Source organism: Bacteroides sp., from assembly GCF_030151085.1.
Classification (GTDB): Bacteria; Bacteroidota; Bacteroidia; order Bacteroidales; family Bacteroidaceae; genus Bacteroides.
The window spans coordinates 1-23,517 of record NZ_JASLER010000068.1 but is presented as its reverse complement, the minus strand read 5'-3'; the positions used below and the strand labels follow the sequence as shown (position 1 = coordinate 23,517).

Below are 23,517 nucleotides of genomic sequence, written 5' to 3'. Positions count from 1 at the left end.
TGTTAAATCGTACTGGTTTATAGTTTACGATTATCCATCACACGTTTTGCCTTGCCCATACTGCGTTCAATGCTGCGAGGCTCTACCAAACGAACATCTACACCCAAGCCCAGCACACTTTGTAAGCGACCGGCGAGCTTTTTCTTTAGTGCCAACATCTTGTTGATTTCATCAGAATAGTATTCAGGACGAACTTCAACTTGCAACTCCATGGTATCTGTATTATTCTTACGATCAACAATAAGGAGATAGTGAGGCTCAAATTCCGGCAATTCAAGAATAACAGATTCAATTTGTGTCGGGAATACGTTCACGCCACGAATAATAAGCATATCATCACTACGTCCGAGAATACGATCCATACGAACCAAGGTACGTCCACAAGGACATGTATCGTAATGCAAGGCTGTAAGATCCTTGGTACGGTAACGAAGCAAAGGCATACCTTCTTTAGTAAGGTGGGTAAATACTAGTTCACCAGTCTCGCCGGGAGCTACGGGTTCAAGAGTATTCGGGTCAACTATTTCGGGGAAGTAATGATCTTCATTCAGATGTGTTCCGTGCTGGCAATCACACTCATAACCTACTCCCGGACCGGCAATTTCACTCAATCCATAGATGTCGTATGCTTTGATACCCATTTTATTTTCAATATCCTTGCGCATACTCTCCGTCCAAGGCTCAGCACCGAAAGCACCGGCTTTCAGCTTAAATTCCTCACGGGGGTAACCGGAATCCTTGATGGCATCCGCCAGATAAAGAGCATACGAAGGAGTACAACAAAGGACGGACGAACCGAAATCATGCATCAAAGTAATCTGTTTCTCTGTATTACCGCTGGACATCGGAATAACGGAAGCACCTATATTCTCGGCACCGGCATGTGCGCCCAAACCTCCGGTAAAAAGTCCGTAACCGTATGATACTTGGAAAATATCTGATTGATCGGCACCGTAAGCTGTAAAAGCACGAGACAAGCACTCTGCCCATACAGAAAGGTCTTTACGGGTATAACCTACCACAGTGGGCTTTCCGGTAGTACCCGAAGAAGCATGAATGCGCACAATCTGACTCATAGGAACGGCACAAAGACCGAACGGATAGTTATCACGAAGGTCGTATTTCGTAGTAAACGGAAGTTTTACAATGTCGTCTATGCTGTTTATGTCATCGGGAGTAACACCCAGTTCTTGCATCTTCTTACGATAAAAAGGAGTATCGTGATATACGCGCTCCACAGTTTTTTTGAGACGAATGCCTTGAATCTTGCGAAGACTTTCGCGGTCCATGCATTCGATGTTTTCATTCCAAATCATGTTTTTAAGTCGTATTAATTTAATATTTATGAATTGTTATAATCTGATGCAAAGTAAATAAAACATTTGAAAAATTGATAGCAGAATCTGATTTAATTTACTTTTTTGATATATCTTTGAATCCTATAAGCTCGATTATTACCAATGAATTTTGAATTAACATCCGCCTATAAGCCTACCGGCGACCAACCGGAAGCTATCGCACAGCTCACCGAAGGCATACGTGAGGGAATTCCTGCACAAACATTGCTCGGCGTTACCGGTTCCGGAAAGACATTTACCATAGCCAATGTTATTGCCAATATCAACAAACCTACGCTGATATTAAGCCATAATAAAACACTGGCAGCCCAACTATATAGTGAATTCAAGGGATTCTTTCCGAATAATGCCGTAGAGTATTATGTATCCTATTATGATTATTACCAACCCGAAGCATATCTGCCATCTTCGGACACTTATATTGAAAAGGATCTCGCCATCAACGACGAAATAGACAAGTTGCGTCTGGCAGCAACCTCTTCCTTGCTATCCGGAAGAAAAGACGTGGTAGTAGTCTCTTCCGTATCATGTATTTACGGCATGGGAAATCCGTCGGATTTCTATGAAAATGTCATCGAAGTACAACAAGGCAAGAATTTTAGCCGCAATGTATTCCTGCGCCGCTTGGTAGATAGTTTATATGTTCGTAACGACATAGATCTTAATCGTGGAAATTTCCGTGTAAAAGGCGATACGGTAGATATCTATCTGGCATACGCTGATAATCTGCTTCGCATTGTATTCTGGGGAGACGAGATAGATAGTATTGAAGAAGTCGATCCGATCAGTGGGGTAACCATTGCAAAATTCGACAACTACAAAATCTATCCTGCCAATCTCTTTATGACCACCAAAGAAGCAACCCTCCGTGCCATTCATGAAATAGAAGATGATTTGCACAAACAGGTTAAGTGGTTTGAGCAGGAAGGTCGTCCGTTTGAAGCCAAACGACTACAGGAGCGTGTAACGTATGATATGGAAATGATTCGCGAATTAGGACATTGCTCGGGTATCGAAAACTATTCCCGTTACTTTGATGGTCGTGCTCCCGGTACACGTCCTTACTGTTTGCTCGATTTCTTCCCCGAAGATTTTCTGATCGTCATTGATGAGAGCCATGTCAGTGTGCCTCAGATTCGTGCAATGTATGGTGGCGACCGCGCTCGTAAGACAAACCTTGTGGAATATGGTTTTCGTCTGCCTGCCGCTATGGATAACCGCCCCTTGAAGTTCGATGAATTTGAGGAAATGGCGAAAGAAGTGATCTACGTCAGTGCTACACCGGCAGATTATGAATTAATAAGATCAGAAGGTATCGTAGTAGAGCAAGTGATCCGTCCTACAGGATTGCTGGATCCTATCATTGAAGTCCGTCCCAGCCATAATCAGATTGATGACTTGATGGAAGAAATCCAAATACGTATAGAAAAGAACGAACGTACTTTGGTCACTACCCTTACCAAACGTATGGCAGAAGAATTAACAGAATATTTGCTGAATAATAACGTAAAGTGTAACTATATCCATAGTGACGTAGATACATTGGAACGAGTAAAGATCATGAGTGATCTCCGTGAAGGCTTATATGACGTGCTTGTTGGTGTTAACCTTCTACGTGAAGGGCTAGATTTGCCGGAAGTATCTCTCGTTGCCATCCTCGATGCCGACAAAGAAGGCTTCCTCCGCTCCCACCGTTCATTGACGCAAACCGCCGGACGTGCCGCTCGTAATGTTAACGGTATGGTTATTATGTATGCTGACAAGATTACGGATAGTATGCAGCTGACCATTGACGAAACCAATCGTCGGCGTGAAAAGCAGTTGAAGTATAACGAAGAGCATGGTATTACTCCCCAACAAATCAAGAAAGCAAAGAATCTCAATGTGTTTGCTACCACGGAAGTACCGAATGGAGAAGCCTCTGTGAGCAGAGATAAATCATCAAGTGCTCCTCGTCCTTATATGGAGCAAGAAACATCATCCGGTATCGCCGCCGATCCTATTGTGCAATATATGAGCCGTGCGCAGTTGGAAAAGAGTATCGAACGCACCAAGAAACTGATGCAAGAAGCTGCCAAGAAACTCGACTTTATCGAAGCTGCCCAATATCGTGATGAGGTGTTGAAGATGGAAGAAATGCTAAAAGAAAAGGGTTCCTAATAGAACAAAAAAGAGCCGCTAACAGATTTCTCTGAAAGCGGCTCCTACCTTAGTTTATCTCAAGATGATTTTGATATATTGGCTAAAGTATCATCGTTTGTCCACCAATCACACCTGCTACAGCGCTAGCTACAGCAATAATAATCTTCAAAATTACGTTCCAAGTTTTTTTCATAGAGTTCTTACGTTTTAATTATTGATCTTCTGTTTTTGTTTTACACTCATGCAAGATGTCTTTTATCCCAAAGGATTATCATTCTCATCTCCGGCAGAGCCACCCCCTGAAGGTTTCGAATCATCACCTACGGTAACTTTCCCTTTCAGATAGTCATCCAAACTCACCAAATCCAGTCTTTCACCGGCACGAGTAGCTACCTTCGTTATCTTCAGTTCCTTATTAGCTTGAAAACAAATACGTACACTTTCCACACTCTTGGCAGTTATATCATCTGCTTTCTCTTCACCTTTCGATTTTGCCGCCAGCATAAACACACCCAATCCGGCAATATTTACTGTTTTACCTTCCAGCAACTGTTCTTTCAGCTTTTCCACAAAGTTCTGCATCGTACTCTTGATGTCACCAATAGACAAGGAAGATCTGTCTTGCATCTTCTGTGCGATAAATGCCAAATCTACACTTTGTCCCAATGTCACCAGTTGTGGAAAATACTTCTTAGGAGAGTTTTCAACCCGAGGGTCCGACGGCCTCTCTACCGCTCTAAAAATTACACTCATACTTTTTTCTTTAGAGATTAAAATTCAGTTTTAATTCACACGTTTCGTTGATCAACGATACAAAGGTGCGGACTAAAAGTTATATCACCAAAGAAAAAAGGGGGCTGAAAGCAGTTTTTCTGAGAAAAGTTATAAAGTACTAGAAATCAAGAAAAAGCCGCTGACGAATCTCTTCGAAAGCGACTTTCTAAATAGTTAGCATCTCATTTATAAGGGTACTATAACATACACATCTTCATTTCTTTTACGATATACCTCACATCCTCATCCGTCACATACGGACCACTTGGCAGGCATAACCCTCTCCTGAACAAACTTTCGCTTACCCCATTAACATATGCAGGACTCTGTGCATACACCGGTTGCAAATGCATCGGCTTCCAAAGAGGACGGCTCTCAATACCTGCCTTATCCAACCATATACGCATCGCCTCTACATTACGATTCGGTTCACAAGACGTATGAACACATTTCACCTCGTGTGTCACACCAGCAGCACCACCTACAGCACCTTTTACAGCCTCACTGTAAGCTTTTTCCTCACCTTTTACCTGCAATTTTTCATCCAAGAGCACTGTATTCAACCAATAATTACTATCATAACGATCCGAGGGATTTTCATGTAATACGATACCTTTCATTTCCTTCAACAGCTCCCTATACAAGGTACAAATATACTTATGATGTTCTATATGTTCATCTGACACCGTCATCTGACCACGACCAATACCAGCACAAATGTTACTCATTCTATAGTTATAACCTATCTGCTCATGCTGATAATATGGATATGCTTCACGAGCTTGGGTAGCATAAAACATAATTTCCTTCTTTGCTTCCTCATCAGCGCAAATCAGTGCACCTCCGCCACTAGTCGTTATCATTTTATTGCCGTTGAATGATAATACTCCATAGTGACCGAACGTGCCACACACTTGCCCGTCAAACTTACTGCCGAAACCCTCAGCAGCATCCTCAATCACCGGAATATCATATCTCGCAGCTACGGACATTATTTCATCAATCTTGCCGGGCATACCATAGAGATAAACAGGTACAATTGCTTTCGGCTTTCGCCCCGTCTTGTCGATACGGTCTTTGATTGCTTCTTCCAAGAGTACTGGGTCCATGTTCCATGTATCCTTTTCGCTATCCACAAATACAGGCGTGGCACCAAGGTATGTCACCGGATGGCTTGAGGCACAAAATGTAAAGCTCTGTACTATCACCTCATCTCCCGGTCCCACTCCACAAGCTAACAAAGCCAAGTGTACTGCCGCTGTACCGGCACTGAGTGCCACCACTTTCTTATTATGCCCCACAAAATGTTCCAAATCCTGCTCAAAAGCATTAACATTCGGACCGAGCGGAACCACCCAGTTCGTATCGAAGGCTTCCTGTATGAAGCCCATCTCCTTGCCGCTCATGTGAGCAAGGCAAAGATAAATTCGTTTATCCATAAAATATATGTGACTTTTCTAATGATTCGACTTCCTCACGTAATGGGGTATAAAAAGAAAAGAAAGGACTTTATAAATCCTTTCCAAGCACTGTATAAATGATGATTTTGAAGTCATACCACTTGCCATGACCAGGACAAAGAACTGAAGCGAACTTATTACAGTCTTAATTCTAAGTATATAAAAACGTAAGCACTTTTACCTTTAAATAATATAATGCCCAGGCATTACAATAAAACCATTACACTCCAATTTCTTTAATAGATTCTCGCTTTCATGAGCCATCTTTTTATCACTTCGAGGAAATGTACACACCAATTTGCATTTAGGTATATACGAATCACCCGTAAATACATATTTACCAATACAGTAAGATAAACATGTAATGTCATGCCCAGGAGTTGGGATAATATCCATGTTTATATCATCAAAAAGATTAATTGCTTGTTGATCTTTCAAAAACGAAACACTCTGAGGATATATTAAAACAAAATCCTCAATTTCGGAATGATACTTTGAGAAATTAAGTTTGGGAGACTGTAAAGCCTTTAACCCATCTTCTGTGGTATAAACTCTCGCCTTGGGATATTCCGTCAGCAAGCTATTTAACCCATAAATATGGTCATAATGCGTATGGGTTAAAAACACACCTTTTAAGACAAGGTTGTTTATTGATAGATATTTTGTAATTTGTGACAAATCACCGCAGTCTATCATATAAACCCAATTATGTCTATTATGACTTATTAAGTACGTACATGAATATAAAATGTTATTGACTATTTTATGGATCTGGATCATAATATAGACGGTATTCTCGTAAACGTATCTATCAGATTATATCCATCCCATGTTAATGCAAAGGCTGTTGTCTCGCCAATTGGTACTATTCGATCAAGTCCCCGAAATCTGTTTTGACGAACAAATTCAGCAAGTTCTTCCCGGCTGAAACCATAGTAGCTCAAAGTCTGATACTTAATAGTTACAATTGGAGCAATTTCATCAAGTGATTTAATTGTTTTCTCAGAGAAATAACCACAAGTACAACGAAAATCCTCTATATTTGATGGAAGTTGAGAGAGTTCAGCACGTACTACCACATTATCCGGCATTTTTTCTTCCTTGATATCCATACAAGCAGCCTGACGATAAAAAGCTGTAAGCTTATCCATACTCATAACAGCCTGCAATTGATACTTTGTAGATACATACTTGTGAACGGCAATCCAAAAACGTTCTTTAGCTTCTTTCAAGCAGGAGTTAGAGAGCCAAAATATAATATGTGGAGTAGAACAAGCATTTTGATCAAACAGATATGTATCGTTATAGAATGCTTCTGCTAGTTTCTGGATTTCTTCATCACTTGCTTTCAATATTGCTTCAGGCCTAATAGCAGCAATTGAATAACGATCAGCAAAGCACACATCGAATGAACGTGCAGGAATTGTATTTTGACGTATAGTTTGTATCGTTGTATCCCCACCCCATATAACACGAACATTGGCAATAGAAGAAAAGTAAGCACTTGCATCGGATGTATGGTCGTAACGCACGAGTACAATTCGACTAGCAACATCTGCGTATTCTCCACATCCTATTAATGCATGAAGATGTTTTATGATCAAATCTACTTGAGCAAATTGTTTTGAACTAACACGCACAACATTAGCATTACCAGTCAATAACCCTGCCACCAACGAGTAACCAAAATTAATAGGAACATTGGAGGGGGCAATGTGAAAAAGCACTCCTCTACCTAATTTCAACTCACCATCATGAACATATTCCAACTCCAACTTCAGCAGATTTGCCTTCCGACAGAAATATGCAAAAGTAACAACATCTGGGAATAAACGGCTTTGACGATCCTTCATCAATGAACTAGAGAGTGCATTCAGAAATTCAATAACTTTGTCCGAAAATGGAACATCCGGACAATATGCCGTAAACTTGTCCCAATCTATTTGAGCCGGGTACAACAATGTATAATTAGAACTTGGTTGCATAAGTATCACTACATCCGCGGATTTCCGCATTTTTAATTCTTCCTTTAATTTTGAAATACTTTCCTTTCAATCCACAAAGACAATCATCCTCACCTAGAATCATTCCTTCATCTTCCGTTAGTAGGATATGTCCCGGGTAAGAACCGGGAAGTATGCTAACCACCTCGATTAAGCCATTTTCCCCGATTTCTGCCAACGAAAAATCATAAGGACGACGAATAAGAATATCACTAAAAGCACTAGCATGTAAATGACCACATTTACACTCCATATAGATGCATCCGGTTTGTTCTACCATACCATAATAATCATGTATATTCTCTGGTAGAATTCCACATACATCATTTAAACTCTTCTTATATTCTTCTTGAGAGACCTTCTCTGTAACGAGTTTTTTCCAACCACCGCCATGAATCAATACACCTTCACTTAAATCAGGCTTGTAACCACTTTCCAATAATTTCTTATAAAAATGTTGCCAAATCATAAAAGTGAAACCAAACATAAAGATAGTTTCGCCCTTGTTGGATTCTATAAATTCTTTTATTCCTTCAATATCCAACTCCATTGCTTCGTTGAGCGCATACTGGCGCTTATTACCAAACATAGAAAAACCTAGGATTCCCGCACCACGAGCCGAAAACAGATTACGATTCTTCACTACGGCGGATGAATCTAGTATCAGCATTGGAACTCGCTTTGTCCCGAGGAAATTGCTTACAATCTTTGTTAAACATTTCTGTTGAGCAGAACTTGTTTCACGATCAAGGAATATACGACTTACCGCTTGACCTGTTGTACCAGAAGATGTCATCGTCTTTACAACTTCATCCTTCTCACAAGAGCGCAATTCAAATTCCTTGAAAAGACGTACTGGCAGAAACGGTAATTTTTCGTAATCCGGCAGATTGTTAATATCCAAACCTCGAGCATCCATCATTCTTCTATATGGCTCACATTGCTCATAATGCTTACGAGTAAGTTCATGTAGTCGCTCATTAAGCAAGGCGTGCTTTTGCTCTCTGTCTAAAGAATATGGAGCGGTTTCAAGTATTTCGTTTATATCCATTGTATTATTATAGCATTTTCTGAAGTTCAGGGTAATCTATCTTCCCTGAAGTTTTTACTGGTATTTGGTCTATAACCCTCACTTGGAATGCCCTCGGATTAAACCCTGTTTTCTCCACAAGCAATGCTTTAATTTTTTCTTCAAGACATTCTTCTGTTACAAAGATTGTAATCAAGTCATCCACTCCACCGCAAGCACAATTGGGAGTTATTGCTTTTACCAATTGTTCCGTAGCATCAAGGTTTGTGCGATTACCCCAGATTTTTACAAATCGTTTCATGCGACCAGTTATATAGAAGAATCCATCTGCATCAAATTTGGCAATATCACCTGTATGCAATTCGCCATGGTTTTCATCTCCGTTCATCAAGTCTTCACGACACTCGGCATACCCCATGCAGACGTTCTCACCCTTATAGACGAGCTCACCATCTACCTCTGGTTCTACTATTTCGTTTCCATCAGAATCCATCACGCAAAGTTGACCACCGGGGATAGCAATACCGATAGAAGCATTCTTCTCCACAGCCTTATCAAAAGGCAAATAACTCATTCGTGGAGCAGCTTCTGTTTGGCCATACATAACTATGAATTTCTTGCCACTCTGTTTCGCAAAGCCTACATACTCTTCCACATAAGCAGCATTCAACTTACCACCGGCTTGAATCATTGTCTTTAGTTGTGGTAATTCCATGCGGAAGAATCGAAGCCGTTTAAGCATTTCGTATGTGTAGGGAACACCTGCAATAGAAGTAGCCTTTTGTTCCTTTACGAACTCCCAAAATTCACGTTGCATAACAGCCTTATCTGTTAGCAATATCGCAGCGCCCTTTATTAAGTGGCTATTGATTACCGACATGCCATAGCTATAGTACATCGGTAGAGATGTCACAGGTCTCTCATTCTCTGTTATCTGTAAATATTCCGCTATAGACTCTGCATTACTTTCTAAATTTTTTTCTGAAAGGCGTACTAATTTTGGCGAGCCTGTACTCCCTGATGTGGTCAAACAAAGTTGAAGTTGGGGATTGATTTCCTTCTCAATCAATGGCTCACTATAAGTCATTGTCTGGAGGGAATATTCCTGATACTGATAGATAGTTTCGCCACCAATCTCGCTAACACGAGTGGTAGGCATCCAAATATACTCCGGCTGGTAGATAGCAATCAATCGTTGTACCAATTCCAAATCCTTACTACCATCCAATAACACTTGTGGAATATTCTTGTTCATGCAAGCCACATAACCAACAAAAGAACCAAGAAGATTTTCACACAATGTGAAAATGAGTCCTCTTTGAGGAAGTGCAGAAACAAAGATATCTACCTCGTCAGCGAGTTCATAATAGTTCAAAGACTCACCACGGTCAGTAATGACCGCAATATTATCCTTGTATTGCAATAAACCAAACATTAATATGATTTTTGATTATTATAAATAATTAGAATCTTTGAGTAAGAAAGGGTCTCCATGTCCAGGAATCAGAATTGTACTCTGAGTTAAAGATTTTATGTATGGTAATGTCTTGCTCATATATATTGAGCGTTCACTTTCTGGAAACTTTAAAATAACAGGGGCATTTTGCAAAATTGTGTCTCCAGTGAAAACAAGATTATCGTCAATCCAATAAAAACTACTCCCCGGACAATGACCAGGTGTAGATATACCCTTGATGGTTATATCCGAAATATTCCATTCAACATTTTCATCGAATGTAAAATCAGCCTGAATAGTGTAGGGCTTAAAATGCTCTTTGAAGATTTTATACCTATCGCCTCCGTCTCTTTTATCCATGTCCGCCCATACAAGAGCTATAAGGGCTGGATTGTTCTTTCTTTTTACGGCTATTGCCTTAGCACATTTCGCTTGACAATAGATTTTTGCTTCATAATAAGTTAGTAGCCAATTGACACCACTAGTATGATCATAATGCTCATGCGTAAGAATAATAGATACATTTTTTATTTGATTCTTCCTCAGTAAAGTGATTAACTCTTCATTCTCGTTTGGATCAAATACAAGAGCTTCATTATTATTTATAATTACATACATATTTGATTTTACCGGTTCAAAGATGTACCGATAAATCAAATATGTATTATTGTTTCCCTTGAGGGTGAATTGATCCATTCTTTAGAATTCGACATTGTATTTCTTTAGAATCTCTTGAGCTTTTTCAAAAGAACTCATATCAATAATATCATCAGTATCTAACATAATATCGAAAGAATCCTCAATGGCAGCTACAAGAGTCATGTGACCAACTGAATCCCATGCTTCTATACCTTGATATTCAAGACCAATAGTCTGTGTTGCGCTGATACCGAAAGTTTCGGTAAATACTTTAGTAAGTTTTTCTATATTACTCATGTCCATAAATTAATTTAATGTTATTATAATAGTTATTTATACTCGTTTGTTTCCAAAAGTGTATCCGCTTCTTTATTAATAAGAAGAGTTTTTCCAACCAATTCATCAATCTTATCCGCTGTAATACCTGTTCCAGGACGTTTAGCATCAAGGTCTTCAATGGTAAGTATATGACCGGCGGGAAGATCTCTTGTTACAATTACGCTTCTCCGCATTTTCTTAATCTGCTCCAGTTCCGCCTCACGAACCACACGCTCTCTATTACCCATTGCAATTTGGGTATTAAGGCAGCAGTAAACCATTTGCTTCATTTCATCAGGTTCAGTTGCCATCTGGTTGTCCATTCCAATTTTGGTACGGTCAAGCGTCAGATGTTTCTCAATGAGTGCAACACCAAGAGCTGTTGCTGCAACAGCCATCTCTACCCCATGCGAATGATCAGAAAAGCCTATTGGATATTGAGGAAATTCCTCACGAAGACCAAGGATATTGTGTAAATGAATAGTATTGAGTTCTGGCGGATAGATAGAAATACAATGAAGCAAACATATTTGATTATTTCCAACTTCTTCAATGACATGAACAGCATTTCTTACTTCCTCAATGGTACTCATACCTGTAGAAAGTACTATTGGGGCTTTTTTCTTCGCTATGTAACGAAGAAAATTATAATTATTCAAATCCATAGAAGCCACCTTAACAAAAGGAGCCTTACATTCATCTAAAAGGAAATCCACTTCTTCACGAGAGTAAGGTGTTGAAGAAAAATCAATTCCTTTGTTTATACAGTATTCCGCTAATCCCTTTAGATCTTCACTACTTAACGAGAATTTGCTAACAATACGCTTTGAGATTGGATTTGCTTTGTAGTAACTTGCGGAATAAAGACTTTCCGCGGACCATGACTGAAATTTCACACAATTACATCCAGCCTCTACAGCAGCATCTATCATTTTTTTTGCGATCTCCACGTTGCCATTGTGACTGGAGTTAACCTCTGCAATAACGTATGGTACTTCATAGTCACCAAGTATGCGCCCTGAACACAATTTCATTGTAGCCATATACTTTTATAGATCTATTGGTTCAACAATCATTTCTTTTGTAAAAGTTTCTCGATCCATCCAAGGGAATAAATCTTCAATAGGACGACTTACAAAACGTCTTTGCACATTGAAAGCCGCAGACGTCCTTAGATATTCCTGATCCTCTACAGCCATCACTTCACAAATAATAGGTTCATTAATTGTCTGGAGCTTCTCGAATCCTCTTTTCAAATCTGCCGTCCCACTGATGCGCATATACTGTAAACCGAAACATTCAGCCAGCTTTTTAAAGTCTGGAATACTTACACCATTACTTGTATCAACCCCCACAGTACGTGTACGGAATAGTTCCTTCTGACGCTTACGAATAACTGAATATATACCATTATTCACAACAATAATACGGATGGGAATTTTGTTGAAAGCAATAGTCTGAAGTTCTTGTATATTCATCATCACTGAGCCGTCACCAATAACAGTTGTCACGGCATGACCACAAGCCCAATATGCGCCCATAGCAGCAGGAAGTGCAACTCCCATACAGCCTTGCGAAGCCGGATGCAAACATCGTTGATTATTCCCGTAGTCGATAACAGTAGGTGTTATTAATTCCTCCATTCCAGCATCACATAGAATAACAGCATCATCAGCGAGAGTTTCTGAGAGTGTTACGGCTATATTATAAAGATCTGCCAGTTCACTATGCTTGTAGGCATCCTCGCACTTAGGAAAAATAGTTTTCCAATGAAGACATTTATCTACCCAAGTCTGATTGACCTTTTTAATATTGGCATTCAACAGCTCAATAATAGCATCCTTTACATCGGCCTTTATGAATTTATCGATTTTTACAGTTTCTTTAGAGTGCTCATTCTCATCAATGTCTATTACTATAATTTTTGCTTCACGAGCAAATTTTTCGTATTGAGAACCGGTTGTCATAGGTGACAACCGACATCCGAGTGAAAGAATAAAGTCTGCATTTTGAACGGTAAAGTTACCAGCGCGAGTGCCGCCAATTGCCGCTACAGTCCCTATACTAAGAGAATTCTTTGTCCCATATGTGTCAACAGCAGAAGCCGAAAACACAACAGGAATATTGACATTCTCAACCATATTACGGAATTCTTCTACTGCATTAGCTGAACGCACGCCATTACCTATGAGTACAACTGGACGTTTTGCCTTGTTGAGAGCATCTACTGTAAATTGTAAATCCTCAGTTGTTATTGCGTAGTCTTCAATTGGAATATTCCATCTTTCTAACTCTGCTGGTTCTACTCGCATATTTTGTACATCCACGGGAACATCTAACCATACCGGACCTTTAACGCCATGGGTCGCATAATAGAGTGCTTTATCCATCACAACACCAACTTGCTTGGGATCCTTCAACATTTCAGCATACTTAGTAATAGGCCTTACAATTGGAATTATATCTGCCTCCTGTGAACCGAATGTACGAATTGGCTTACCTGTATAGTTAACTGTTTCCTTCAACCAATTCTGGCCAGACAGGAAGAACGTAGGTATCCCATCCTGCCAAGCATTCAGAACTCCTGTCATTGTGTTAGTGGAAGCACAACCAGTAGACACCAGACACGCACCTAAATGACCATTATACTGAGAATAGGCCACAGCGGCATAAGCTGCTGCCTGCTCATGATGAACAGGTATTGGGGCAATATTCGGATTCTTAGCCACTGCATCTGAAAGATAGAGTATACCTCTACCTGTTATCAATGGTAAATGCTTTATACCTTGATCAACTAGACGTTGTATTATGTAGTCTGCAACTCTTTCCATTTACTTTGTTTTAGGCTTAAATTCATTTAAAACGTCAGGTATACCTATTATAAAATCTGCACTAACAGCCACTTCGTTGTCAACGTAACCAATACAAGAACCAATCGCAAGACCTCTTCTGTATGATTTTAAAATTGCTTCAATATCAACGCGCATTCCTGGTACAAGCTTTTTCTTATATTTTACATGATAATCCAATGCAGCAGTTTTTTTTCCCTTATTTTCAGAATAAGTCAAAAAAGTCATAAGAAAAACTTGACATAGCATTTCTGCTTGTATAAATCCTGGTACATTGGGCTCATCAGCAAAATGACATGGAAAATACCATTCGTTATATGAAAGACATTTGTGACCTTTTGCTGATTTGCCAACAATAACTTCATCAATATAATCAACAAAAAGGCATGGATATCTATTTTGCTGATATTTCTGGATTTCTACAACATCCAAATTTGTTAATATCGTATGTTCCATATTTATTTATCGAATTCAATGAGTTCTGGGATTATAATATGATCTGTCTCAAAGAAAAGACTGGCCCAAGAAAGCCCTACACCAAAAGAACATCCTACGTTTTTCAAATAATTGTTACGTAGCAAATCCGCCCTCTCTGTTATCATAGTGAATGGAATACTACATGCTCCGGTATTACCAAAATTTAGCAATGAAAAAGGAGCCTTTTCTATGTCAATTTTCATTTTCTTAATAATCTTTTTGACCATATAATAATTTGCCTGATGAAAGAAATAGCAATCCACGTCAGCCTTGTCTATTTGGCTATACTCAAGAAGCTCCTCTACGCTCTTTGGGGCGGTTTTAAGTGCAAACGCAAAAACTTCCATTCCTTTCATTTCCATATGCAATCTGCTTCTTTTAATATTTGGTCCAAAATCTTGTAACAGAAGACTGCTTTCTGTCACGCCATGTCTCGCCCCTCCATCTTGTATGATTATATCCTCATAATTTTTTCCGTCAGTTCCTAATTGGTAAAAAAAGGGAGAAGCACCATTTTTATATTCAAGCGCAGTTGCAACTCCAGAATCACTAAATAAGGGGTATGCAGTTTTATCAGTATAAGCACATTCATAAGTTCCCATATTACCAGTAAGTAATATTGCCCGTTTTATACATCCGCTACTTAGTAAGGAACATACATTTGCCATTGAATACGCCCATCCTGTGCAACCGAGAGTCATATCAAATGCCATAGTTGACTTTAATAGACCTAACTTTCCATGAATTATACATGCTGTATCAGGAAGAATATGATCTCTGTCTGGAGAGCAAAAAACGAGAAGATCAATTGACTCTTTTTCCCAGCCAAGATCATTCAATAACTTTTCTGCTGCTTTACAAGCCAAATCTCCACAAGTCTGACCTTTATTGAGCACTCGTCTACGTTCAATTCCTATAGTAGGAATCATACGATCAAGCTCATTATCATCGAAATACGGATAATCGCTATTCTCTTCTATTTTTGAAGGAACACAAGCCGACATACCACGAATTACAACATTATCAATTTTTAATAAAGCCATATTGAATATATAAACAATTTAAACTAAATGAAAACCTCCATCTATTACTAAACTAGTTCCTGTTATCCATAAAGAAGCATCAGATAATAAATAAATGATAGACCACGCAATTTCTTTAGCATTTCCATATCTCTTTAAAGGATATTTATTTAAATCTTGCAGTAATTCGTCTTCGGATAAGATTAAGTTACTTACCATCTCTGTATTTACCATTCCTGGATGTACTGAATTTACTCTTATCTTTTTTCCTGCAACTTCAAGAGCACAATATCTTGTGAAAGTTTCCATTGCTGATTTTGTCATTCCATAAACAGAATTACCATAAGTTTGTACCTTTGATGCTAAAGATGATGTAACAACTATCGAAGCTCCTTTATTGATTTTTTTCTTTTTAATTAGTTCTTTTGTTAATAGAACCGGAGCAAATGTATTTACTGCGAACATATTATTCAAGTCATCAATATTAATAAAATTAATAAGCTTTGTTAATGCTATTCCTGCATTATTTACAAATCCATCTAATACTGGAATCTGTTGAATAATTTTCACTATATCATCAGCTTTTGTAAGGTCTGCTATTATCAACATATGACCATCTCCTTCAAGCTTATCAAAAGTTTCTTGAAGTCTTTCTGAATTTCTTGCAGTTATAATACATTTTGCTCCCATTTTAGAACATTCTATGGCTGTAGCTCTCCCTATACCGGAAGACGCACCTGTTATGAGAATTTTTTTCCCATTCAAATTATATGGATTATAGTTCATTTCAATATACTATTACTTTAGGACATTTTATGCATTCTGTAACAAAATGAAAAGTTCCCCACGATAATCCAGTTCCGAAGCCACATCCAATTGTTTCTATCCTTTTTGAAGAGTATTCTTTATTACATTCAGAAACTATAGTTAAGGGTATAGAAGCACTTGTTGTGTTTCCATAGTTCTTTAAACTCGATGGCACTTGTTCGGGTCTTGCTTTGATTTTCTTGGCAATTTTATCCAGCATAAACTTGTTAGCTTGATGTAATACGATTTTATCTACGTTATCAATTTCAATGTTAAATTCATTACATATCGATTTAATACTTTTAGGGATAGTAGATATTCCAAATGAAAAAACATTTGCGCCATCCATATTCGCATTACCAGAATCAATAGGTATTTCACCCGATAATTTACCTAACTCTGCTTGAAACAAGTCTAAAGTGTACGGATGTCTTGACCCACCATATTTCCTAAGTAAAGAAGAACCATCTTTACTATTTGTTCCTATGTAAAAGTTCATTGGTGCAGCATTAGGATTATATTCTAATGCTGTGCATGTTCCACAATCACCAAAAAGAGGCCGACTTTCTCTGTCTGATTTATAGTTAACAGTTGTGCAATTATCACCATCAAAAAGAATAGCTCTTTTTATATAACCACTACTCATGATAGATGATATTGTAGATAAACCAACAACCCAACCAGGGCAACCATGATTAATGTCTAAAGCCATACATTTTTCGGATAAATTTAGTCTATCGTGCATGACAAACACATTGGGTGGGGTAATATAATCCTCAGTCTGAGTGACATATACTATTGCATCTATGGTGTCTACTTCCCATGAGAGTTCATTAATTAATTCATGAAAAGCTTTCTCACATAAATCAGTGTTGGTAACCCCATTATCTACGACATGTCTTCTTTCAATACCTGTACTCTTTATTACAAGTTTTGCTTCTTCAGGTGTATAAAACGGTATATCAATATTCTCCTCTATTTTTTGGGGAACACATGCAGAGATTCCTTTAATGGAAACATTATTAACTGTAAAAAAAGCCATTATTTTCTACTTTTTACAATATTGTATAAATCTTCAACAGTAACAGAACTTCGAATATCATCACCTTTTATCGTTACCTCGAATTCCTCATCAATCATTGCAATTAGAGATAGTGCAACAAGAGATGAATATTCATCTAAGTCGTGAAAAACTGTTGTTGAAGTTATTTCAGCCGCATCTGTATCATCAAACTGCTCAGCAAAGAGCTCTACAAACTCGTTTAAATCTTTCATTTTTGTATATTTATTAATTAATAATATGTGGATTATAATATCATCTTTTTTGCAGGATTTCCCATATATAAATTCCCGTCCTTTGGTTTTGTCATCAAAACAGAACCCGCACCGAGTCGGATATTGTTGCCAATCTTAATCCGCTGAAGAACAATTGAACCAACTCCGAAAAAATTACAATTACCAACAGTAACTCCACCGGAGATACGTATTGCTGGCATAAAACTGTTATAATTTCCTATATTGTCGTCATGCCCGAGAGTTATAGAACCATTGAATACATTAAAGTCACCAATGGCAACATCACAGCTAACCGAACAGCCACCCTGAATAATATTACCCTTACCTATTTTAAATGTTTTTGGATCAACAATATTGAAATCCGGATGTATAATATTAGGAAATACAATATTGTCATTGCATATCTTCGATGCAATAGAAGCCACTCCATGTGGACTACCGATAGCTATTACAACATTAAGTTCCTGTGAATAAGAATTTAAATAATCTATTCCACCTAAAACTTTACCATATTCATTCTCATCACCCACATTTTTCACATCGTCTATAAAACCTATAAGGTTCCATTGTGCCTCCGTAGAATTGATTCTGTTCAATAAGCAAGCCACTTCACGTCCGAAGCCGCCTGCCCCATAAACTGCAATATCTTTCATTTTATAAAATTCTAATTATATCCATTAAAAGCTTCCATTGTAGCCGAGGTATCTGAACTGATACCTTCCCGCACAAACACCTTTTTTATTGTAAGAAATATTATCTTCATGTCTAAAAGAAACGAACAATGATCCACATACCACACGTCCAATTCAAACTTCTTCTTCCATGAAATAGCATTGCGACCATTAACCTGTGCCCAGCCTGTTATACCCGGACGTACTTCATGACGGCGAGCCTGCTCCCTACTGTATAAAGGCAAATATTGGGGAAGTAAGGGGCGCGGACCTATCAGGGCCATATCACCTTTAAGCACATTAATAAGTTGTGGTAACTCATCTATTGAAGTAGAACGGACAAACTTTCCTACTTTAGTAAGTCGATTGGCATCAGGCAGCAGCTTTCCATCTGCATCCCGCTCATCCGTCATAGTCTTGAACTTTATCACTATGAAAATCTTTCCATTTTTTCCCGGACGCTCTTGAGTAAAGAATACCCCCGCACCCTTATTAGCAAAATGTAACAAAAGAGCAATGAGAAACAATATCGGCCAAATAACAACCAATACAGTAAACACAAAGATGAAATCAATCATCCTCTTGAAAAAGTATGAATACATGTGTATAAGGATTGTAAAAAAAAACTATATCTTCTTGTAAAATTTCACCTGTCTTTGAAATATCCAATAATCGTTTTAACTTAATCTCTCTCCTCGGTAGCAAGTCTACAGCTCAACTCCAATTTATCCTCATAGGATAATTGCTGAGCCAATTCTAAAAACTGATTACAAATCAGACATATTTTCAATACAGCCATTGCCATATTGCTACAATCTATATTAGGAAGACGATTCTTTGACTCACAAATTACTATCGTTGTATATAAAATATTTTTCTAGATATACAGCAAAAGTAAAGAAAAAACAAAAAAAATGAGACATCATTTTGGAACACTTACATACATGATGATTAAATTCTAGTTTACAACAAAGATAGAGATTGAAAAAGAAAAACTTAAGTTAAGTGTTTATATTGAATTCGTTTTTTTAGGAGTAAATTCTGGAATGAAGATTTCCATCTCTTCTATTAATTCTTTCATTTTAAAATCTTCGCTTAATTTTATTAATGTATTTACATGATTAATCACAATATCAAAATCATACTCACGAACAGATGCTATACGAATTTTTTTATTTATTGTACAAGTTGTATTTTCATCTGAACTCAAAACTTCTTCATACAATTTCTCACCGGGCCTTAACCCTATATATACAATCTTTATATCCTTATCAACAACCAACCCTGATAATTCAATCATCCTCTTTGCTAAATCAACAATCTTCACAGGATCTCCCATATCAAAAATTAAGATCTTTCCACCATGCCCTATAGATGCAGCTTCTAACACTAAAGAGCAGGCTTCTGGAATCGTCATAAAAAATCTTATGATATCAGGATGTGTGATAGTTACAGGACCACCTTTTTTAATCTGTTCACGAAAGTGCGGAACCACAGAGCCATTACTACCTAAAACATTCCCAAACCTAGTTGTAATATATTGAGTTTTGCACTTACAATCCATTTTTTTTCGCAAATATTCATTTAAACTTTGGACATAAACTTCTGCAATACGTTTACTACATCCCATTATACTTGTTGGGTTTACAGCCTTATCTGTAGAAATCATAACAAATTTCTCCACGCCATATTCGGCGGCATTATCCGCTAAATTCTTTGTACCATACACATTTGTCAAAATAGCCTCACAAGGGTTTTCTTCCATCAATGGAACATGTTTATATGCTGCTGCATGAAATACCACTTGTGGATGAAAATTGTCAAAAATATATTTTACACTATTTAAATTTTTAACATCACCAATTATAGGAATAAAATTTAGCGTTTTAAAATTTTCCTCCAATTCTAATCGCAAATTATGCACTGCAGTCTCACCAATATCAAAACATATTAACTTTTTAATTCCGAGCTTAGATAATTGGCGACATATCTCACTACCTATACTACCAGCAGCCCCTGTCACAAGCACAACCTTATTTTCTAATTGTCTCTTAGCTTCCTCCAAATTTATGGTAATTTCATCTCTACCTAATAAATCTTCTATTTTTATTCTTCTTATACTATTATTGTTTATTATTCCCTTATCTATAATTTGAATATTAGGTACAACTAAGTTACGTAAATTAATATTTTCACAAAAACGGACTAATTGGCTTTCTTCAGCTTTCGCCATGCTAATGTCTGGATAAAGAACTCCGTCAATATTTTGTATATTTACTAATGCATTCAGTTCTTTTTCAGAACGAACATTGAAAATTGGCAAACCATATATTTTGTGCACCCTAAACTGATTCTCACCATATACAAGAAAACCATCAATGTGATAATCAAACATAAAAACATTAGTTCTCCCATTTACTAAAGCAATACTTTTTTCATTTATACCATAGACTAATAGATGCTTCTGCTTTGGCATTCTTAATGAAACAACATTTATATAGTAAAGTGCTACTACTATCCGCACAAAAAACAAAATTATAGTAGTAAATATAAAGTCTAAAAGGATTACTATGCATAATTCCCATATACCATTTCTATCAATCAAAAATAAATATAATAATAATAGAACCAGTATCTTCACAAAAGAAACCTTTGCTATCTGTATATAATCCCAAGAACTAGAATATCTTATTACATTTTTATACAGCCCAATAGCATAAATAGATAAACAGCTTGCAAAAAATGCTCCGCCAAAAGATGTATATATTCCAATTTGGAAAGGTAAATCATTTTTTAAGTATAACAAGGCAAAAACAATCGCTATTGACACAAGTGTTGATAACGAGAGATCAATTATAAAAATAATTCGAGTATTTACATATTTAAAAGGTATATTCTTAAAGAATAAACTATTTAGATTACAAAAAAAATCTTTCACTTCTACGATTATTAATCAGTTAAACTCCTATAATACTTTAGTAATTCCATACTTAATTTTTCCGAAGAGAAGTTTTCTAGAATCCTATTTCTACCATTTTTACCATGTTCTTTCACTAAAGCCGAATCAGATATATATAGTTTCATTGCATGATATAAAGCGTCAGTGTCCTTAACCTTTATCTTTATACCTGTAAAATTATCAATCATTGAATCTTGTAATCCATAAATATCTGAACAGATTGTGGCCAAGCCCAAAGAAGCCGCCTCAATTACACTGGTACCAAACCCTTCTCTATAAGAAGGTAAACACAATACATCAGCGGCTTGTAATATAAGTTCAGGAGTATCTGTCGCTCCATAAAATTTATAGTTTTCATTTTCATGCAAACTTAAAGGCAAATGAGATACAAATTCTTCGCCTTCTTCATTAGGTCCAATCAATAAAAGAAATGCATTCTTAAATTCATCTGCTAATCTTGCAAATGCCTGAAATAATTCTATAAGACCTTTATCTCTATTAAGTCGCCCTAGAAACGCAAAAACAAATTTATTTGTTAAATTTAACTCAGCCCTATACTTCATCTTTACAATTGGAGAAGGATTGAACTTATTTACATCAACTCCTGATATTGAACCATAACCAAGTACTTTTGACTTCGTAGCATTAGTAACACTATTTCTTATCAAAAATTGTTGTTGAGAAAAGCTGTCTATCAAAATATTACTAGATAACAGATTCATAAACTCATCGACTTTTCTTAAGAAAAAACGATTAAAACCTTTTTTTGTTGCCCAAACTTGTCCTGTAAAATAATGTACTCTAATTCTGACATTTACAATTTTAGCAGATAACATTCCTATAAGTCCAGCCTTTGGAGTAATTGTTTGCACAATATCAAAATTACCATAATGCATATATTTTATTAATTTCAATAATGCAGTAATATCTTTTATTACAGATATTTTTCGTTCAATAGGTATAGAACTATATCCTTGTATTGGTAAAGATTTCAAGTATTCTTCTTCATTACTTTCTCGTATGTTTGTAACAATATATATATCAAAAAAAGTAGCGAGCAATTTTATATGATTGTCATAAAATGCATGAATTGTACAAACTTGCGCAACTATACACAGCCTTAGTTTCATGTAAATAATATTTTAAACTGATTTATATTTTAGTTCCTTCACAATTATCATCAACCCACAAATTTGTTTTTTATGTATTCATTATATGAAACATGTTCAAACCTATATTGTAAGACAAAAAAATCATTTTGTAATAAAAGTCAAATTTCCGCAGTTTCAATTTTCAGCCTTCTAAATAGAGTATCAAAAATTTGGTTTTCTCGTTCCATAGGGACACTTCCTCTATGTTTTATAATAAAATCAATACCCAAAATAGGTGCCACAAAAGAATAGTAAAAATATTTTAGCCAGACTTTCAAGTTTCTTTCCCGGTTATATATTTCCTTATAGGCTCGTTTAAGTTTTACTATAGACATAGAATCAAATTCCGAATAATAGTATAGCACATCACTCAAATTTGTATATTTACGTCCGTCCATGCAACGAGAAAAGAAATCAATGTCTTCACCATAATCAATACTCAAATCATATCTATGATAAGCTATTACGCTTCGACGAATCATTGCCGAAGCGCAGATTATTTGTAAGCTATCTTTCGATTTAACAAACAACTTAGGTATCCCGTCACCTACACCTCTTATCCTACGATACTTTCTCATCTCTCCATAAGAATAAAGCCCAGTAGAAACTAAATCTACATCAGGATGACAAAACATATATTGCAACTGTTTTTCTAATTTGTTTGGGGCCCACCAATCGTCAGCATCTAAATATGCAATAAATTCACCTTTTGCGTGCTCCAAAGCTACTTGTCTAGCATTGCCACGTCCCAAATTCTTTTCCAAATGAATAACTTTAAAACGTAAGTCACTCAGTTGATCCAAAAATACCTTAGTATCATCAATCGAACCATCATTTACAATAATACATTCCCATTCTGTATAACTTTGCCACAACAAAGCAGCAATTGACCTTTTAATATCAGGATAACCATTGTAAACTGGCATAAGAATAGAAACCATTTTTTTCTGTCTCACTCTTTAGATATATTAAGTAAAAAATCCACAATTTTATTTTCCCCTACTTCATTTGAATAATGAGTAAGGAACAAATTGCGTGAATAACTATTAAATACATCAATCTCATTCTTTTGAATTAAGGTGTTAATAACAGTAATAAAATCTTC

Annotated in this window: 23 protein-coding genes; 1 reads left to right on the top strand and 22 read right to left on the bottom strand. The window is 36.8% G+C overall.

The features are described 5' to 3' along the window. Positions 1 to 17 precede the first annotated feature (17 nt). Positions 18 to 1,316, bottom strand: coding sequence for a phenylacetate--CoA ligase family protein (locus Q1W14_RS13710; protein WP_300702299.1), 1,299 nt, complete (start codon positions 1,314 to 1,316; stop codon positions 18 to 20). Positions 1,317 to 1,460: 144 nt separating this feature from the next. On the opposite strand from Q1W14_RS13710, the gene uvrB reads away from it, so the two are divergent. After that, a complete protein-coding gene (uvrB, locus tag Q1W14_RS13705; RefSeq protein WP_300702297.1) occupies positions 1,461 to 3,518 on the top strand; it encodes an excinuclease ABC subunit UvrB in 2,058 nt (685 codons plus the stop codon). Between the two features lie 82 nt (positions 3,519 to 3,600). Here the strand turns inward: uvrB and Q1W14_RS13700 are convergent, their stop codons facing one another. The 21 genes from Q1W14_RS13700 to Q1W14_RS13600 all read right to left on the bottom strand — a co-directional run bounded on the left by Q1W14_RS13700 (position 3,601) and on the right by Q1W14_RS13600 (position 23,368). After that, on the bottom strand, positions 3,601 to 3,693 hold the full coding sequence (locus Q1W14_RS13700) for a smalltalk protein (protein ID WP_300702296.1): 93 nt from the start codon (positions 3,691 to 3,693) through the stop codon (positions 3,601 to 3,603). Positions 3,694 to 3,755: 62 nt separating this feature from the next. Then, the gene (locus tag Q1W14_RS13695; protein WP_300702295.1) at positions 3,756 to 4,253 is read right to left on the bottom strand and encodes an HU family DNA-binding protein; all 498 of its coding nucleotides are present in this window, start codon (positions 4,251 to 4,253) and stop codon (positions 3,756 to 3,758) included. Positions 4,254 to 4,471: 218 nt separating this feature from the next. Next, positions 4,472 to 5,713: an aminotransferase class I/II-fold pyridoxal phosphate-dependent enzyme gene (locus Q1W14_RS13690; RefSeq protein ID WP_300702293.1), complete on the bottom strand. Its 1,242-nt coding sequence runs from the start codon at positions 5,711 to 5,713 to the stop codon at positions 4,472 to 4,474. Positions 5,714 to 5,917: 204 nt separating this feature from the next. Beyond that, a complete protein-coding gene (locus Q1W14_RS13685; protein ID WP_366945766.1) occupies positions 5,918 to 6,514 on the bottom strand; it encodes an MBL fold metallo-hydrolase in 597 nt (198 codons plus the stop codon). Then, a complete protein-coding gene (locus Q1W14_RS13680) occupies positions 6,511 to 7,749 on the bottom strand; it encodes an acyl-CoA reductase (RefSeq protein ID WP_300702289.1) in 1,239 nt (412 codons plus the stop codon). Before Q1W14_RS13680 ends, Q1W14_RS13685 begins: the two co-directional genes overlap by 4 nt. Next, positions 7,703 to 8,788, bottom strand: a complete 1,086-nt coding sequence (locus Q1W14_RS13675; protein ID WP_300702287.1) for an acyl-protein synthetase — start codon at positions 8,786 to 8,788, stop codon at positions 7,703 to 7,705. The genes Q1W14_RS13680 and Q1W14_RS13675 overlap by 47 nt, the downstream gene beginning before the upstream one ends. Positions 8,789 to 8,795: 7 nt before the next feature. Then, positions 8,796 to 10,202, bottom strand: a complete 1,407-nt coding sequence (locus tag Q1W14_RS13670) for an AMP-binding protein (RefSeq protein ID WP_300702285.1) — start codon at positions 10,200 to 10,202, stop codon at positions 8,796 to 8,798. Between the two features lie 18 nt (positions 10,203 to 10,220). Next, the gene (locus Q1W14_RS13665) at positions 10,221 to 10,919 is read right to left on the bottom strand and encodes an MBL fold metallo-hydrolase (protein ID WP_300702283.1); all 699 of its coding nucleotides are present in this window, start codon (positions 10,917 to 10,919) and stop codon (positions 10,221 to 10,223) included. A 3-nt stretch (positions 10,920 to 10,922) separates the two neighbouring features. Beyond that, positions 10,923 to 11,159: an acyl carrier protein gene (locus Q1W14_RS13660; RefSeq protein ID WP_300702281.1), complete on the bottom strand. Its 237-nt coding sequence runs from the start codon at positions 11,157 to 11,159 to the stop codon at positions 10,923 to 10,925. 32 nt (positions 11,160 to 11,191) lie between these two features. After that, positions 11,192 to 12,223: an N-acetylneuraminate synthase family protein gene (locus tag Q1W14_RS13655; protein ID WP_300702279.1), complete on the bottom strand. Its 1,032-nt coding sequence runs from the start codon at positions 12,221 to 12,223 to the stop codon at positions 11,192 to 11,194. 6 nt (positions 12,224 to 12,229) lie between these two features. Then, complete coding sequence (locus Q1W14_RS13650; protein WP_300702277.1) at positions 12,230 to 14,011, bottom strand: thiamine pyrophosphate-binding protein; 1,782 nt, start codon at positions 14,009 to 14,011, stop codon at positions 12,230 to 12,232. Next, positions 14,012 to 14,485 (bottom strand): 3-hydroxyacyl-ACP dehydratase FabZ family protein, encoded by a 474-nt coding sequence (locus Q1W14_RS13645; RefSeq protein ID WP_300702275.1) that lies wholly within the window; start codon positions 14,483 to 14,485, stop codon positions 14,012 to 14,014. Positions 14,486 to 14,487: 2 nt separating this feature from the next. Continuing rightward, positions 14,488 to 15,549, bottom strand: coding sequence for a 3-oxoacyl-ACP synthase III family protein (locus Q1W14_RS13640; protein WP_300702273.1), 1,062 nt, complete (start codon positions 15,547 to 15,549; stop codon positions 14,488 to 14,490). Between the two features lie 18 nt (positions 15,550 to 15,567). Then, complete coding sequence (locus Q1W14_RS13635) at positions 15,568 to 16,314, bottom strand: SDR family oxidoreductase (protein WP_300702271.1); 747 nt, start codon at positions 16,312 to 16,314, stop codon at positions 15,568 to 15,570. A 1-nt stretch (position 16,315) separates the two neighbouring features. Continuing rightward, positions 16,316 to 17,377, bottom strand: a complete 1,062-nt coding sequence (locus Q1W14_RS13630) for a ketoacyl-ACP synthase III (protein WP_300702270.1) — start codon at positions 17,375 to 17,377, stop codon at positions 16,316 to 16,318. Next, the gene (locus tag Q1W14_RS13625) at positions 17,377 to 17,610 is read right to left on the bottom strand and encodes an acyl carrier protein (protein ID WP_300702268.1); all 234 of its coding nucleotides are present in this window, start codon (positions 17,608 to 17,610) and stop codon (positions 17,377 to 17,379) included. The genes Q1W14_RS13630 and Q1W14_RS13625 overlap by 1 nt, the downstream gene beginning before the upstream one ends. Positions 17,611 to 17,642: 32 nt before the next feature. Further along, positions 17,643 to 18,284 (bottom strand): serine acetyltransferase, encoded by a 642-nt coding sequence (locus Q1W14_RS13620; protein ID WP_300702267.1) that lies wholly within the window; start codon positions 18,282 to 18,284, stop codon positions 17,643 to 17,645. Between the two features lie 11 nt (positions 18,285 to 18,295). Then, positions 18,296 to 18,904: a sugar transferase gene (locus Q1W14_RS13615; protein ID WP_300702265.1), complete on the bottom strand. Its 609-nt coding sequence runs from the start codon at positions 18,902 to 18,904 to the stop codon at positions 18,296 to 18,298. A 407-nt stretch (positions 18,905 to 19,311) separates the two neighbouring features. Further along, positions 19,312 to 21,240: a UDP-N-acetylglucosamine 4,6-dehydratase family protein gene (locus Q1W14_RS13610; RefSeq protein ID WP_300702263.1), complete on the bottom strand. Its 1,929-nt coding sequence runs from the start codon at positions 21,238 to 21,240 to the stop codon at positions 19,312 to 19,314. Positions 21,241 to 21,251: 11 nt separating this feature from the next. Continuing rightward, entirely contained in the window at positions 21,252 to 22,391 is a 1,140-nt protein-coding gene (locus tag Q1W14_RS13605) for a glycosyltransferase (protein ID WP_300702261.1), read from the bottom strand. A gap of 140 nt (positions 22,392 to 22,531) precedes the next feature. Then, entirely contained in the window at positions 22,532 to 23,368 is an 837-nt protein-coding gene (locus Q1W14_RS13600) for a glycosyltransferase family 2 protein (RefSeq protein WP_300702259.1), read from the bottom strand. Positions 23,369 to 23,517: the final 149 nt, after the last annotated feature.